This window comes from Litchfieldella qijiaojingensis (assembly GCF_014651875.1).
In the GTDB taxonomy this organism is placed as follows: Bacteria; Pseudomonadota; Gammaproteobacteria; order Pseudomonadales; family Halomonadaceae; genus Litchfieldella; species Litchfieldella qijiaojingensis.
Genome location: NZ_BMXS01000043.1, coordinates 1 through 15,074 on the forward strand (window position 1 = coordinate 1; position 15,074 = coordinate 15,074).

Below are 15,074 nucleotides of genomic sequence, written 5' to 3' on the forward strand. Positions count from 1 at the left end.
TTCAGTGCTCGCCGCAGAGTCGCCGCACTGAAGCGCTTGCCAGTGTCTTCCTGCAACCGGGCTTGCAACGTCCGAAGCTGGTGAGGATGTTGCTGCACGAGATCCTGCAACCGATCGACGTCCTGAGCATCCAGAATGGACGGGCGGCCGCACCGAGGCTTGTCCACCAGAGTGGAAAGGCCAGCGGTCTCCCAGTTCTTGAACCAGATCGAGATGGTATCGCGTGTCACTTGCAGGATGTCTCTGATCTGATTGATGGTGTACCCCTGATGGCTGAGCAAGATGGCGTGGGCACGACGACGCAAGGCGCGCTTCTCGCCATGGTGATAGGCTGCTGTCAGGACTTCCAATTCCTCGTCGGTGAGAGGAGCAACAAAACGCTGGGCCACCCTTGTCATCCCTGATTGGAAATGTTGGCACAGTATGCAGGAGAACTTATGTAAAGTCACTTATGAGAAACAGCGCATTGGAGAGGGTAAGGCTCGCGCTTTATTGACTTGAACGCTCAGGCACGTTCATCCAAAAACAGAACGTGCGGTCTAATCACTGTTGGACTGTCACTAGGAAACGCGAATGCTAGATCAGACGATACGGGAACAGGTGGAGATACACGGCCATGTGTTGCTGCGCGAAATTGAGTTATCGCAGGTGACTAAAGTTGCCCGGCTATTTGGTGAGATTACAGCTGACATAAGAAGCCCAGACCCCTATCGGCGGATTTCTCCTCAAGCGCTGGACAGTGCAAAACCGAACACCTTGTCGAGCAGATACGGACTCGGCACTTTTCCGTTCCATACAGACGTAGCCCATTGGAGAGCCCCCGCGGACTTTGTACTACTTTTCTGCGATAATCCTGGAAGCGGCAATCGGCCTACTGAACTTATCGATACTCGGCCGTGGCCGATAACAGCGGAGTTTCACCACGCGCTGCGGTCAGATCTGTGGAAAACTGGGTATAGATTTCCGAGATTTTGCACAGTTGGAACAGAAGTCGACGGCGTCCTCAATTGGCGCTACGACACTGGCTGTATGCGGCCGGCTGGCCGAAAATCGTCTGAGTTGCAGACCAAAATTGACGCGTTGATCTCCAGTTCCAGCCCAGCGCGACTATCTTGGGCTACAAATTCTTTGCTCGTGATCGACAATAAGCGGATGCTTCACGGGCGAGGTCGTGCGGCAGCCCCAGATCAAGATCGCAAACTTATTCGAATCTTAGTTGGAGGGATACAATGAGTTCATGGGATTCAGAGGGCCTTTGGGCAAAAGGCAAGCATTTCACCGATATTGCGGGAGAAAACGAACAATCCTCTGTCGAATTCGCGCTCTTCAGCGCGCTTGGCTTGGAGTGTTTGGCGCGGGCTGCGCTTACCAAAGTTCATCCAGCCTTAAACGCTGATCCCCGAGAGGATGTTAATGTCCTTTATGGCTTCGGTTTTAATGTGACCGCGAAGCCGAAATCATTGCCAGCGCATTCGGTTTACCTGCGCCTTGAAAAGATCATAGATGATTTTCAAAGGACACATCGCGAACTATGCGAATTTATGGCCTTGCAACGGAATGCGCATCTACACTCAGCGGACTTGCCTTTCGACAATTTGTCACCTGTGAAATGGCTTCCGCGCTATTATGACACTGTGTCGATACTGAATGAATTTTTAGGAAAAACGCTGGAGGATTTTGTTGGCGTCGAAGCGGCTACTGCTGCAACCGAACTCATTAAGTCGCTTGATGAACAGGTTATGAAAAATGTCAGAACGAAATCTGCAGCACATGCAAAGGTCTGGGAGGAAAAGTCTTCGCAGGAACAAGCGGCACTTGTTCAGGCTGCGCTATCTGCAACGGTGCACCTTGGCTGGGGCGAAGTAATGCGTGAGTGCCCAGTATGTGGAAGCAATGGAACGCTTTCCGGAAGCCAAGTGAAGGAATTCCAAGAGAAATACGAGGATGAAGAACTGTTAGTGGACGTTCAGTTTCTTGCGTCAGACTTTAAGTGTTCTGCATGTGGACTGCACTTAAAGGGGACGGAAGAAATCGCGCACACTACCTTGGATACCCACTTTATCGAGACACGCTCTACTAGTCTCCATGAGCTATACGAGCCAGAGCATTTTCTCGAATACGACAATATGTAGGTAAGAGGAAGGTGCCGCCCAACAACACATTGCAGGTGACGTTTGACCCGTTGCGCACACTTGCTGTCGCAAGGCTGCACATAGCCTCAAACGCACCTGAACGAGGGCGCTATATCAGCTTCCGCTGAAAGTCCGATCCTGGCCGGATGGTGAAATTTAGGCTACCCTGATGCAAAGGTGCGGCAATTGACGACCTAAAGAGGACCTCTCAGGAAGTGCTGCACGCACGTTTATTGGAGATAGGCTGGCGAGGCATTATCAGCTGCCATGCAAAACAATGCCTTAGTGGGATCAGGCTTGCGCGTCCATTGACTTGAATGCGAGTGTATGTGCAGCCAATATCAGAGTCTGCAGTCTAACTATTATTATGCAAAGATGCCTGTATGAAGCCGAAACAAATTAACCGTGACCAACATAATGACATAGTAACCCTCTTCCACTCGGAATCGGATCGTGGTGCGGCCGTGCTTTCTGGTTCTTATGTAGAAAATGTCCTTGGTAACTACCTTCGTCACAAGATGACCGACAAATCACTCGCCGAAGAATTATTTAATACTAATGGGCCACTTTCGACCTTCTCGCAAAGAATTGCCGTTGCACAAGCATATGGCTTCATTACTCGAGATACTGGAGAGACCCTCAATTACATACGCAAGATTAGAAATCACTTCGCTCACCATCCTTTCGAGGCTTCTTTCAACGAAAGTCCTGTAAGAGATTGGACTGAAAGGCTAAAAAGCATTCTCCCACTGAGAGAAGATCAGGATGAGGTTAGGGAAGAAATGGACTACCGCCAAGTTTATCTCATAAGCTGTGCGTACTTTTGTCTGACAACGCAAGGCAGAATGGGGGATAGAGGCAGACATGAATAACATGGAGGCCTGTATCGTTACATACGACGCGGTCACCAAGCGAAGAGGAAGCAAAAGCGTATAACAAGTCACTTCAGCCGAACGCAGACGCGTTGGCTGAGCGAAACGTTATATCAGCTCTCGCTGAAAGACCGCTTCTGGCCGGATGAGGAAGTTTAGGCTATGCTGATGCGAACGGCCTGAAGCTGATGCCCCAAAGTGGACAAGTCGGCGAAAGCTGTCGACGCGATAAGCCTATCATAGATCGCCGCAGTCTAATCACTGTTAGCAACTTGCCATGCATAGAGTAAATCAGAAATGGGATGTCATTAGTGAAACAAGTCGAGATCGAAAATCAGTTACGGGAGGTTATCAGTAGACTGATAATCGAAATTGATCTGGCGACTAATCAGGGAAGACTGGATGTAAACCTGATTTCGGAAGATGCTTGGATTCCAATTTTGAAAGAAGTTTATCAATGCCCGAATCTGACAAATTTGAATAGAAAGCATAAGAACTTTCCTGGTATTGATCTTGGAGATGAACAGGACCGCGTTGCCTTTCAGGTAACATCCTCCACGGACATTGAAAAGGTTAAGTCCACCTTAGAGCAGTTCAAGAAGCGCAATTACAAAAATGCTTTTGATGAGCTCTATATTTTTACGTTGAGAGCCAAGCAGAAAAGTTACTCGCAAGATGCGATTGATAAAGTGGTCGAGGGTGATTTTCTCTTTGATGCAAAAGAACATATCATCGATCCAGGCGATATACTGGCCGCAATCACAGGTCTACGCCTGCCAGCTCAAGAGCGGATGCTGCAGGAGTTTCGGGCGATCCTTGGTGATGTAGAGGCTTCTGTGAAAGAGCTTAACTCTCCAGAAAACGCTCCGTATATTTTGGTTTCCAATTTGATTAAGGTTACACCTCCCAGTGTTTTGTACGTAGCAGAGCTATGCATCGACGAAGAAAGTACAGTGGCAGCTGCAAGGCGTGATTTCAACTACAAAGGAAAGCATCCGAATAAGCATCTTCTCGTAAGGTTTGCACTACAGCTTGCTGGTCTCGATTGCCATGGATGGGTTCTCCATGAGAACCGTATATTTTCATTTTATGACATGGAGAAAGAATCAGCCTTCAGATCCATAGTGGACATCGGCAGTATCGAAGAGCTGATGACAGAGGATATTTCTCAGCATGAGTTGTTGGAGTATCAAAATCTGTTTAAGTACCTCATGAAGGATACTCTCCGAGATCAACTAATAGCCTTTAATGTTAACTGGAGTAAGTATCAAAATCAGTTTTACTTCCTGCCAGATGAACAGAGCTCTGACCAAAGAAGGGAGGAATGGATAGGTAAGAAGCTGGCAAGAAGAAGGGTTTACGAGCGGAAATACCAGACAAAAGATCCAAGTAAAGTGGCATTTTTTAAGCATCTATCATTTGAAATTTCTTTTTTAGATGTGGATTCGCAATGGTATGCCACTATTACTCCAAGCTGGTATTTCACATGGAATCTGTATAAAAGAAATCGCTTCCATGACGATCTCCTCTCAAAGCAAAAGCGACTTGAACACAACCATTCTGTTAGAGATCAAGTCAGGTTTATCGGGTATTTCCTCGCAAACAAATATAATGAAACAGACTTGATCAGTTTTGGTGATTTGGTTGAGTTTCAGTGCCTTTCCAATATTTCTCTTGAAGAAAATGAGGAGCTGGAGAAATCGTTGGATGAGGAAGATGTCAATGCAAATTAAGATTCTCGAAGAGCCAAAATTGGAGTTTGCCAATGGTGTTCACATATGCCCTAAAGCTGGTATTGAGACCCTTGGCGTTTACGACAAAAACGATCAGTTCCGACAGAGTGAGCTGAGGTTGGGTATTGTGGGGCGTGGCGAAGGTGTTGACCTGTTAGATCTCTGGATTGCGAAATGTCAAGAGGGGATAGAAGGCAAGGAGTCTAAATACTCAAATCTATTCAGGGGATTCGGTGGGTTCAGTCAGCATCACGGATTCTTTGCCAAATTTTTATATGGACCTACGCTCACAAGGACAATACAGAAGTCAGAGTTAAACAAAACTTTGAAGATGGAATCCCGGGAACGGCGGGTAAAAATGTGTGTGGACCTATACTTTGATCAAATTCGATTTCTCGCAGAACATCGCCCGGTAGATGTCATTATCTGCGTCATTCCCAATGACATGTTTGATGCGCTGACCAAGGAAAATGCCAAGGATGACAACCCTGAAGATTATGATGGTGGTGCTGAAGAAAATGGCGCCAAGAGCTCGCTAGAACACAATTTTCGTCGTCTCCTAAAAGCCAAAACGATGCACCTTGGAAAGCCATTGCAGCTTGTATTGGAGAAATCATTGTCCCTCGGTACTGGTAATAAGGGGCAGCAGGATGATGCAACAAGAGCATGGAATTTTTGTACAGCCCTGTACTACAAGGGAAACAAAACGATTCCTTGGCGGTTGATGGAAGAAGCTCATAAACCAAAAACATGCTATGTAGGGGTTGGATTTTATAAGAGTCGTGACTACGAAACAGTCTCAACCAGTTTGGCGCAGGTTTTCGATGAATTTGGTCATGGGGTTATTTTAAGAGGGTCACCAGTTCAGTTGGATAAGAGGGATAGGCGGCCCTACATGAATGAAGAGCAGGCGTTTGAGTTACTAGTGAATGCGCTGAATGAATACGACCACGTATTGATGCAAATGCCTGCAAGGATAGTCATTCACAAATCAAGCAACTTTCGTGAAGAAGAAATACTGGGATTTACTAGAGCAATCGAAGGTAAAGGTATACGGCTGAAAGATTTCGTAACCATTATGGAGTCAAAGATACGGCTCTATAGTTATGAGCAGTACCCACCCGTGAGAGGGACGTTGCTGTCGCTGTCGGAAAGTAAAGCCATTCTATATACGAAAGGAGCGGTTAACTTTTATAAGACATACCCTGGTATGTACGTCCCTTCGCCATTGGAGATCAGAGCGTTTGAACATGACTCCTCACTTGAAGACTTGTGCGAAGAGGTGCTAGGCCTGACCAAAATGAATTGGAACAACACACAATTTGATGGGCGCTATCCCATAACATTGGAATGCTCAAGGAAAGTGGGAGAAATCATGAAGTATATTGAGACCAATGAGAAGCCGCAGGTTAGCTACAGCTTTTATATGTAGTGTTTGATCATTCATAAATTGCTGGAAAAGCATTGCAGCGGACAATCTGGTGAATGCGGGATTATATCAGAATGTTCTTAATGTCAGGTTCTGGCCGAATGAGGAATGTTAGCCTATGCTGATGAATAGTATTTTGCAGCTGAAGACCGAAAACTGACTCCGGGTTATGCCGCTGGTACGTTTATCTGTGTCATGCTGTCAAGCTATAATTTTAAGCAGGAACAGTGGGTTATGTGCGAAAGTCTAACTCAGTTGTTGACTCGAACGCGCCGGCACGTTAACCCAATCATAGAGCGCGCAGTATAATCTCTAATATAACCAAGTGGAGAAATTACGTGACTAAACAAAAAAACCTTCCGACAAGTTATACACTTGAGGTTTATGAGCCAAACGATGATAGCTGCGTTGCAGCGGCTTACGATAGCGATACGCCGTTCGTGGCTATCGCCGTGGGCGATTACATTAATCCGAAAAGTCTAAATCTGGCGAACAAAGTTGACATGCTGAAGGTTACGAGTGTGGAGCACATGCTGTGGCAAATCAATGGTAGCCATCAAGTACACAAAGTGTGTGTTCGAACACAGGTGGTAGACACGCCATTACCTTGATTTCACACCGTATGGTTATAACTCTACGATTGAGACGACGCTCGCATAGTTTGCGCGCATCAGTTCTGCATTATTCCGCTCGCACGTGAACAATGACATAGGGAGGCATGTTCCACATGTCGAATGTTGGCAAACGCATGCCCATTGGACTCGACTCGGCACTCGACCTGTTTCGCAAGGTGGATCGAGACCGAGCGGTTCTCAGTAGCAAGGTCACGCCAGACGCGTTCTTCAATTTTGTGGTCACCGCGAATTCTTTAGTCGATTGGGTTAAGAATGATCCGGCGGTCTCAAGCCTAGCGAAGCAGGAGTGCGAGAAACTCGTGCAAAGCGATCAATGGTTGCGCGCGTGCCGTGATCTCGCAAACGGTAGCAAGCACTTTGTTATTAATCGGTACGAGCCTATGGTGGAGCATGCCGATGCCTCCAGTGGCTACAGTAAGGGTCGTTACGGCGTGGGAGTCTACGGGCAAGGCGAGTGGAGCATCATCGTCTCGTGGAATGGCGGCAAATACACCGCGCTAAAATTCGCTGAGCACGTCGTTGACGTGTGGTCTACATTCTTTCGAAATCACGACCCAACTGATAATGCAGCGGTATGATTCTGAGATGTTAACCATCTTCTGGGAGGGGGTATGGTAAGGTTTTCAGTTCTTCTCACTTTCGCGCTGGCGATGAGTTTTGCTGGCTGCGCCACGGAGCGTACTACCGCTCCAACCATCGAAGCTGCAGCGAGAGAGGGGCTGAATCTTCAAAGCCCGATCATGGCTTCCGTCTTTGATGGAAGAAGCAACATCTCATCACAGGAAGAAGCAATTGAGGTCCTAAAAACAGACCTCACCCGCATCTATGGATCTAATCTTGAATGGGTGCCGTATTTTGAGGAAGTCCCCTCTGGTCGAGTGGCCGTCCGCATCAGGCTAGTCACTCTCGGTGCATCATTTGGTAGTAGACTTATCTCTTCCGCCGCCTATGCCAATGCCGTCCAATCCGCGCAATTATCGGCAACAGCTCCATGGGAGCCAGTTGTTGGAACCGCAGCAGGAAGTTCATCCGTTTTTGCAACTTCCTTCAGCGGTGAAGGATGGTGGAACGGTGCGGCCTGGGTAGACTTAGAAATTCAAGACAATCGCGGAGCATCGAACACCGCTTTTACCGTTCCCTTCGTTGCCGAGCACAGAGAGTCAAATATGTGGGGTTATTCCTCTGGAGATAAAGCGGCGAAGACGGCTTGGAAGCAGGTGTCTGCTCAACTTATCCGTGGTATGGATGCGGTGTTGAGGGCGATGAGTGATCAGGAATGAAAATGGCTAACATCACGCTTCAGTGCGATGTGGACTTCCCCCACTTCAGTGGACACGCATCGCTAACCGCTGTGGAGGTGAACGATGCCGGCCATGAACACGGGGAAGAAGACCCAAAAGTATTCGGATGAATTCAAGGTCAAGGCAGTCCAGTGGAGCCATCAGCCTCACCGGAGTGTCAAAGGCGTAGCCGAAGCGCTGGATATCCACCCCTTCATGCTGTCACGCTGGCGCAAGGAATACCGGGAAGGGAAATTTGCCATGAGCAAGCCGAAGGCACCGCCAGACGCCAAGAAACAGCTGCAAGAACAGGATGAGATCCACCATCTTAAGCGCCGAGTTGCCGAGCTGGAAGAGGAGAACGACATCCTAAAAAAGTGGCAACGTTTCCAGGCGGAGGCACGCAGGAAGCCTTCCGGTTCGTCTGGAAACACCGGCAACGATACTCCGTAAAGGCGCTGTGCCGTCATCTGAAGGTCTCTCGGTCGGGCTACTATGCGTGTTGCACCGCAAGCCCAGCCAGCGAGCGGTGCAAAATGCGGAGCTGCTGGGCCACATTCACCGCATCTGCACCGCTAGCCATCACCGCTATGGTAGCCCCAAGGTTTACCAGGCGCTCCGACGTGAAGGGATTGCGGCCGGTGAAAACCGGATCGCGAGGCTGATGCGGAAATGGGGCATGAAAGCTCGTGTGAGTCGCGTGTATCGCCGTTTGCTCAAACGCCGAGAGGAGTTGAAGGCCCTCCCCAATCACCGCTTGGCGGAAGCGAAGCCGGTCGGTATCAATCAGCAGTGGAGCAGTGATGTCACCTATATCAGGCTGGGGCGACGTTGGGTGTATCTAGCGGTAGTACTGGACCTGTTTTCGCGCCGGGTGATTGGCTGGCAACTGGCGGAACGCCTGGATGGCGATTTATCCCGGGGAGTGCTGGGACAGGCATTCACCTCTCGGCAACCGGCACCAGGACTGTTGCTGCACACGGATCGTGGCATTGAATACCGCGCACGCAAAACCCAGGCATTGCTACAGCGCCACCAAGTACGCCACAGCATGAACCGCCCAGGCCAATGTACCGACAATGCCGAGGTTGAGTCCTTCTTCAAGACGTTGAAGGGTGAACTGTTACACGCCACCAGCTTTGTGACCGTCCGCCAATTGCGAAAACATATAAGGGATTACATCGATAGGTTCTACAACACCCAGAGGCTACACGGTAGCCTTGGCTATCAGACTCCGCGAGAGTTTGAGGCCGTCATGTGAGAATAGAGCGTGTCCATTTTTTTGGGGGAGCATCACCGTCAAACTGCTGCGCGGCTTGCCGTCGGCTGAGCTTCGGCGTTATGCCGATAAAATTTGAGTCATCACCGATGACGCAGGAGGTCGCTATGAAAAAACTCATACTCATTCTTGCTTCGGCGTTTGGAACGTTGGTTATGTCACCTGTTCATGCGAGTTGCACAGCCAATACTATTGGAGGCACTACGTTCTACAATTGTTCTGACGGTACTTCCGGAACCTCGCAAACCATCGGAGGCACGACATTTCACAACTTTAGTGACGGTACAAGTGGCACATCACAGTCAATTGGTGGAACTACATTTCACAATTATGGTGATGGTTATTCTGGAACATCTCAGAACATCGGTGGCACCACTTTCCATAACTACAATGATGGAACGTCCGGCACATCGCGGAGCATCGGCGGTACCACGTTTCACAACTTCAGTGATGGGACTAGCGGAACCACCCAGAGCATCGGTGGTACCGACTTTTACAATTTCGACTAGGCAGAACATAACAATCGGTTACAGCCGATGCGCTACGCGCACGGCTGAACCGAGGAGTTAGCTGCCTTTGGGAGGTGCCCGTGCCGGACCCAATGAAATTTGACTCTACGGCCATTGCGATGGAATTGATCCCGGCCGCCGTCCAAGCTGGCAGTATCGTTGTGTTCCTGGTGCTGACCGCAAAAGACAGCTTCTAGGCTTTCACGGCCGTGATCCTCAGTTTGATCTGGCTTACGGTGAGCAAGAACAAAATGGCAGAAGACTTCGGCGATTTCCGTGTCAGACGACATTTGTTCTCTCTGATCGGAGAATGGATGAATCGAAGCGACGCAGCTGAGGAATTTGACGACGCTCTATCGCGCTACCTGATGATTGACGGTAGTGTTGAGAACGATGAATACAAGGCAGTTGTTACCGCTGCTGGCCTTGCAAATAACTTTAGGGGCCTGGTGTCGTTTTTGATCTATGTCTATCTGGTATATCTCGTGGCCACAGCTCTGCTGGGCCGGTAGCTAACATGAAGTTGAAGCGGACGTGGCAACCTTTCACTTTGCTTGCTTACGCAACCCAAGCGCCAGAACGATCACGACGCTTAACTGAGTGTTAGACCATAATGAGCCACCAGAGGCTTTAGCGTGACGACTTATTTCTTTGCCTGCTCCTATCCTTTGGCACCTAGCTCGGTCGTGGAGCCGGGCAACTGGGGGCGGATAGTGCGCATGTACAACACGGCGGGGTTTGGGAATCCTTGGGTTCTTTTTCGAGAGGAAGTACTCGAGCAGGTGCGGACTGCATACTATCCTGACAAACCGGGCAGACTAGATGGTATCTTTCTTTGCGATTCCGAGGTCCAGCTCCGGGATTTCCTCAGTAGCTCCGGCCGCTCACTGGATATGGTTTACGAGGTGACGCTAACTGATGAGACTGCCCCACTACACCGAGGTTGCTTGACTCACCTCGATTTTGCTCAACAGGAGAACTTGAGCACCTTCACGTCGAAGGCGCACGACTACTGGAGTGGAGGCAACGTTCAACGGGCCGAGATTCTCACTACAAGTAGTATCAAGATCATCTCAAGAATTTAGTGGCAACAGAATAAATAATAATGGACATCCACTTTCGTGGCGGAACGTTGGGCTGCTCAGACTACATGGCTCTGGCTCAAGGAGTAGTAAATGGTTAGTGGCAGGGAGTGATTGGGAAGTGGCAAGAAAGTGGATGCTCTTATCTCGCCATGAAGATTTAATCAAGAATAGTCGAATGTATTGAGATTTAGGTGAAGTTGCGCCTCATTTCAGGTTGTGCCAAAATTTAATTGATCTTTGGAACGCAGGGTAATAAAAATGAAAGCCAAATGGTTGTTGTGTGCTTCTCTTTCTCTGCAACTTATCCTCACCCTTCCAGCTATAGCAATCGCCTATGATGAAATGCAGTTTGAGATTTACTCTCCTTGTTCTGGAAATGCCGCATTCTGCATGCCTCGAATAATGGCGCGTGGCCATATAACCGACGACACACCAACAAAATTTGAAAATTTCTTAATTAAAGAGACGGGGCATAGGGAAAAATACGACACTTTGACCATTTGTTTCGATAGTCCGGGTGGTAGTGTCAGAGGAGGGGTGGAGCTTGGCTATATAATAAGGAGCCTTCAGATATCAACCTGCATATCAGATAGCTATTGGAGCGTTCGACACTTGCCCGAAGAAGATAGGTGGGTAGAGGGTCCGTGGATTGAAGATGCGGTATGCTCTTCAGCCTGTGCGCTCGCTTTTCTTGGCGGTTACGGAAGAGAAGCCATTGGGGATCACGAACTGCTCGGGGTGCATCAATTCAGATCCGATATTGGCACGGAATCTACTGCTCAGATAGGAATGACTGTTATTGGCATGTATTTCGACCAAATGGGGGTTTCAAGACGCTTGCTTGATATCGCATCTCTAACCCCTCCCAATGAAATGACATGGCTAGATAAAGACGACTTAATAGCTTTTGGCGTGATATCATCTAGTGACTCTATTTATAACGCGGATTGGAGTTTGATTCACACCCCCAGTGGTAGAATCGCTGTAATGATCTATCAACAAGAGAGTTGGGACAGGGAGATAATAACACGCGTCTCGCTTCTCGCCTACATATTCAATGGAATTGATGGGCCATCCCTTAGATTCTCTATTTTTCCAGCCGAATCATCAGCCAGTATTTATGATAGACTATGGTATGCATATATTGACTCCGATGGACCCATTTTGAGACTGGAGATTAATGACACACGTTATGAATACCGTAATGTAAATTGGACTTTGGAGCAAGATGGCTCCATTTCTGCGCTGATTGTCTTGCCTTCGATTTTCTCAACATCCCCAGAGGTTATCCACTCAATGCACCTGTATGCGGAATTGCCAAATGCACTTAGCGACGTTAGACTAGATAGTTATTTGGCGCCAAGTGAGTATGCATCTTATATTCGTGCGGCGCTCAAATAATATTGGGAGATTGTCTGTTTAGCTATATTCCGCCTTAGGATAAGGAACGTGAACAAAGAAAAGATACATTGCAGTCGTTGCCTCGGCACCACTACCCACTCGGTCGAGTTTGAGACTAACACCGAATCCCACGACGATCTCGACGATCTAGGGCGGGCCATCGCGTCCTCTGGCGTTGTTTATACGGTGCTGAAATGTGATGGCTGCGAACACATCGTGTTTCGGCGGCGATTCTGGCACACGGACATGGAACCGGGCGAAAGCTGGGAATGCCATACGTCATGGCATCCGCCGTTGGTCTCGCGCCAGTTGCCGCCGTGGCATAGGAGCTTGCCGGCCACTGAGGAACGGCTGCTAGGTGAAATCTACCGGGCGTTGCACGGCGAAGCGTTCACGCTGGCCATGATGGGTTTGCGTGCGCTGTTGGACGTGTACATGGTAGGAAAGGTTGGTGATCAAGGTGGTTTCACAAGCAAGTTGAAGAAGCTGGCTGAACATGGCTACTTGTCTGCCGCTCAGCTTGAACTTGTGGAGCCAGCCATAGAAGCGGGAAGTGCTGCTGCTCACCGTGGGTTTCATCCAGAACCGGACGCAGTCGTGGCTGTATTGGAATTAGTCGAATTATTGCTGCATCAGGACCTACTGGGGTCGAAACTAAAAGGAGCGGTCGACGCAGTGCCACCCAGAAAAAAGAAATAGCCGGTTCAGCTAAGTGAACCCAACAGATTCTTCTGCGCTCCGTGCTATAGGTTTTGCGGTTATCTCGGACTTATTCATACATCAGTTTGCCTTGAATGTCCGCTCTTGGCCGAGGCTGTGTGAAAACGTGGCTCCCACTATACTCAACCCGTGACAGCTCGTGGAGGTGCCGATGAAGCGCTTCGTTTCAGGTGAGTCCCGGTCTCAGGCCACGTTGTTCCCAGAGTTCCTTGATGATTTCGTCACAGAAGACAACCCAGTCCGGGCTATCGAGGCCTTCGTCGAGTCCCTCGACCTCAGACAACTGGGGTTCAAGGGTGTCGATCTCCATACCACCGGTCGTCCCGCGTATCACCCCGCTGTTCTCCTGAAAATCTACCTCTACGGTTATCTCAATCGCGTCCAATCCAGCCGCCGCCTGGAGCGCGAGGCGCAGCGCAACATCGAACTGATGTGGCTGACGGAACGCCTGACACCGGATTTCAAGACGATTGCTGATTTCCGTAAGAACAATGGCAAGGCGATCCGCGACACCTGTCGAGACTTTGTTGTGCTGTGCCGGCGCCTGGGGCTCTTCTCACAAGCGATCGTGGCCATCGACGGTAGCAAGTTCAAAGCGGTCAACAATCGAGACCGCAATTTTACCTTCGCCAAGATGACACGGCGCGCAGAAGAGATCGAGAAGAGCATCGAACACTATCTACGCCAGCTCGACTCGGCTGACCAGGGAGCCCCTGCTGTCACGGAAACGCAAACCGCTCATCTGAAGGACAAGATCACAGCCCTCACGGAAGAGGTGCAGCAACTGCAAGCGATTGAAATCCAAAGAACCCAGGCACCCGACCAGCAGGTGTCGTTGACAGACCCCGATGCTCGCTCCATGACGACGAGAGGCACTGGGGTGGTGGGGTACAATGTGCAGACAGCCGTCGATAGCCGGCATCACTTGATCATCGCCCATGAGGTCACCAACGTCGGCAGTGATCGTGGCCAACTCTCCCGGATGGCCAAGCGGGCGCGTGATGCCTCGGGCATCAGCGATCTCAATGTTGTGGCTGATCGCGGCTACTTTGTCAACGTCACTGAAGGTTGTCCGTTTTTCATCAATTCAGATTGTCCGGTTTTCATCAGTGCTCTTTCATCGGAACAGCTTCAGGGGTGTGTGAGGTGTCGTCCTCCTTCGCAGTGGGCGTCGTTACCAGACCGGCTCGGCGCTTGTCCTTCAGCCGGTAGCTCTCGCCCTTGATGTTCAGGGTCGTCGAGTGGTGCAGCAGCCGATCCAGGATCGCCGTGGCGATGACTTGGTCGCCGAAGATCTCGCCCCAGTCCATGAACGACTTGTTCGAGGTCAGGATGGTGCTGGCCCGCTCGTAGCGCCGATTGATCAGCCGAAAGAACAGGCTGGCCTCCTCACGCGTCATTGGCAGGTAGCCCATCTCGTCGAGGATCAGCACCCTGGGGTAGCTCAGTTGCTGGAGCTGCCGGTCCAGGCGGTTCTCTTGGCGGGAGCGCACCAGGGTGCTCACCAGCCGATCCAGGGTCATGAACAGTACCCGATGACCGGCTTCGGCGGCTTTGACGCCCAAGGCCACGGCCAGATGCGTTTTCCCGACACCCGGCGGGCCGAGCAGCACCACGTTCTCACCGCGCTCGACGAAGCCCAGGCCGGCCAGGTCGCGCACGATCTTGTGGTCGATGCTGGGCTGGAAGCTGAAGTCGAACTGCTCGAGGGTCTTGATCCACGGCAGCCGCGCCTGTTTCAGCCGCGATTCCAGGCCCTTCTGGTGGCGCCCGCCCCACTCCTGGGCCAAGGCCTGTTCGAGGAACTCGCGGTAGTTCAGGTCCTGCTGGCTGGCATGCTCGCAGAGGCTGTCGAGCGCGGCCTGGAGGTGCTCCATCTTCAGGCGGCTGAGGAGCTGTTCCAGGGCCATCACAGCACCTCCTCGTAGACCCGCAGGTCACGCTGTTGAACGGCCAGGGTCTGCTGCCACAGCGCGGCGTGGTGCTCGGGCACGCTGCG

At 50.3% G+C, this 15,074-nt stretch carries 14 protein-coding genes and 2 pseudogenes; 14 read left to right on the forward strand and 2 right to left on the reverse strand.

Features of this window, described 5'->3' with window-relative positions; translation table 11 throughout:
* Positions 1 to 389 (reverse strand): helix-turn-helix domain-containing protein (locus tag IE093_RS21715; protein WP_189472952.1); only part of this gene is annotated, 389 nt, incomplete at its 3' end.
* Positions 390 to 573: 184 nt separating this feature from the next.
* On the opposite strand from IE093_RS21715, the gene IE093_RS22965 reads away from it, so the two are divergent.
* From IE093_RS22965 to IE093_RS21785, 14 genes and pseudogenes are all read left to right on the forward strand, one after another.
* Positions 574 to 1,233, forward strand: a complete 660-nt coding sequence (locus IE093_RS22965; RefSeq protein ID WP_189472954.1) for a TauD/TfdA family dioxygenase — start codon at positions 574 to 576, stop codon at positions 1,231 to 1,233.
* On the forward strand, positions 1,230 to 2,132 hold the full coding sequence (locus IE093_RS21725) for a hypothetical protein (RefSeq protein ID WP_189472955.1): 903 nt from the start codon (positions 1,230 to 1,232) through the stop codon (positions 2,130 to 2,132). Before IE093_RS22965 ends, IE093_RS21725 begins: the two co-directional genes overlap by 4 nt.
* Positions 2,133 to 2,515: 383 nt before the next feature.
* Positions 2,516 to 3,004, forward strand: a complete 489-nt coding sequence (locus IE093_RS21730) for a hypothetical protein (protein ID WP_189472957.1) — start codon at positions 2,516 to 2,518, stop codon at positions 3,002 to 3,004.
* A 311-nt stretch (positions 3,005 to 3,315) separates the two neighbouring features.
* Positions 3,316 to 4,737, forward strand: a complete 1,422-nt coding sequence (locus IE093_RS21735) for an SMEK domain-containing protein (protein WP_189472959.1) — start codon at positions 3,316 to 3,318, stop codon at positions 4,735 to 4,737.
* Positions 4,727 to 6,169, forward strand: a complete 1,443-nt coding sequence (locus IE093_RS21740) for an argonaute/piwi family protein (RefSeq protein ID WP_189472961.1) — start codon at positions 4,727 to 4,729, stop codon at positions 6,167 to 6,169. The genes IE093_RS21735 and IE093_RS21740 overlap by 11 nt, the downstream gene beginning before the upstream one ends.
* Positions 6,170 to 6,504: 335 nt before the next feature.
* The gene (locus IE093_RS21745; RefSeq protein ID WP_189472963.1) at positions 6,505 to 6,777 is read left to right on the forward strand and encodes a hypothetical protein; all 273 of its coding nucleotides are present in this window, start codon (positions 6,505 to 6,507) and stop codon (positions 6,775 to 6,777) included.
* 116 nt (positions 6,778 to 6,893) lie between these two features.
* Entirely contained in the window at positions 6,894 to 7,379 is a 486-nt protein-coding gene (locus tag IE093_RS21750; RefSeq protein ID WP_189472964.1) for a hypothetical protein, read from the forward strand.
* Between the two features lie 33 nt (positions 7,380 to 7,412).
* Positions 7,413 to 8,081 (forward strand): hypothetical protein, encoded by a 669-nt coding sequence (locus tag IE093_RS21755; RefSeq protein WP_189472966.1) that lies wholly within the window; start codon positions 7,413 to 7,415, stop codon positions 8,079 to 8,081.
* Positions 8,082 to 8,165: 84 nt separating this feature from the next.
* Positions 8,166 to 9,342 (forward strand): annotated as a pseudogene (locus tag IE093_RS21760) (IS3 family transposase).
* Positions 9,343 to 9,467: 125 nt separating this feature from the next.
* Positions 9,468 to 9,869, forward strand: a complete 402-nt coding sequence (locus IE093_RS21765; RefSeq protein ID WP_189472968.1) for a hypothetical protein — start codon at positions 9,468 to 9,470, stop codon at positions 9,867 to 9,869.
* A 251-nt stretch (positions 9,870 to 10,120) separates the two neighbouring features.
* A complete protein-coding gene (locus tag IE093_RS21770; protein ID WP_189472969.1) occupies positions 10,121 to 10,381 on the forward strand; it encodes a hypothetical protein in 261 nt (86 codons plus the stop codon).
* A gap of 831 nt (positions 10,382 to 11,212) precedes the next feature.
* On the forward strand, positions 11,213 to 12,355 hold the full coding sequence (locus IE093_RS21775; protein ID WP_189472971.1) for a COG3904 family protein: 1,143 nt from the start codon (positions 11,213 to 11,215) through the stop codon (positions 12,353 to 12,355).
* 48 nt (positions 12,356 to 12,403) lie between these two features.
* Positions 12,404 to 13,054, forward strand: a complete 651-nt coding sequence (locus IE093_RS21780) for a DUF4145 domain-containing protein (RefSeq protein WP_189472973.1) — start codon at positions 12,404 to 12,406, stop codon at positions 13,052 to 13,054.
* A 172-nt stretch (positions 13,055 to 13,226) separates the two neighbouring features.
* Positions 13,227 to 14,126, forward strand: a pseudogene (locus tag IE093_RS21785) (IS1182 family transposase); the annotation flags it as partial.
* Positions 14,127 to 14,181: 55 nt separating this feature from the next.
* On the opposite strand, the gene istB reads toward IE093_RS21785, so the two are convergent.
* Positions 14,182 to 14,988 (reverse strand): IS21-like element helper ATPase IstB, encoded by an 807-nt coding sequence (gene istB, locus IE093_RS21790; RefSeq protein ID WP_189472974.1) that lies wholly within the window; start codon positions 14,986 to 14,988, stop codon positions 14,182 to 14,184.
* Positions 14,989 to 15,074 lie beyond the last annotated feature (86 nt).

Excerpts from the sequence above, each read along its gene's own strand:
- IE093_RS22965 (WP_189472954.1), top strand. The coding sequence starts at position 574 with ATGCTAGATCAGACGATACGGGAACAGGTGGAGATACACGGCCATGTG.
- IE093_RS21725 (WP_189472955.1), top strand. The coding sequence starts at position 1,230 with ATGAGTTCATGGGATTCAGAGGGCCTTTGGGCAAAAGGCAAGCATTTC.
- IE093_RS21730 (WP_189472957.1), top strand. The coding sequence starts at position 2,516 with ATGAAGCCGAAACAAATTAACCGTGACCAACATAATGACATAGTAACC.
- IE093_RS21740 (WP_189472961.1), top strand. The coding sequence starts at position 4,727 with ATGCAAATTAAGATTCTCGAAGAGCCAAAATTGGAGTTTGCCAATGGT.
- IE093_RS21750 (WP_189472964.1), top strand. The coding sequence starts at position 6,894 with ATGTCGAATGTTGGCAAACGCATGCCCATTGGACTCGACTCGGCACTC.
- IE093_RS21755 (WP_189472966.1), top strand. The coding sequence starts at position 7,413 with ATGGTAAGGTTTTCAGTTCTTCTCACTTTCGCGCTGGCGATGAGTTTT.
- IE093_RS21765 (WP_189472968.1), top strand. The coding sequence starts at position 9,468 with ATGAAAAAACTCATACTCATTCTTGCTTCGGCGTTTGGAACGTTGGTT.
- IE093_RS21770 (WP_189472969.1), top strand. The coding sequence starts at position 10,121 with ATGGCAGAAGACTTCGGCGATTTCCGTGTCAGACGACATTTGTTCTCT.
- IE093_RS21775 (WP_189472971.1), top strand. The coding sequence starts at position 11,213 with ATGAAAGCCAAATGGTTGTTGTGTGCTTCTCTTTCTCTGCAACTTATC.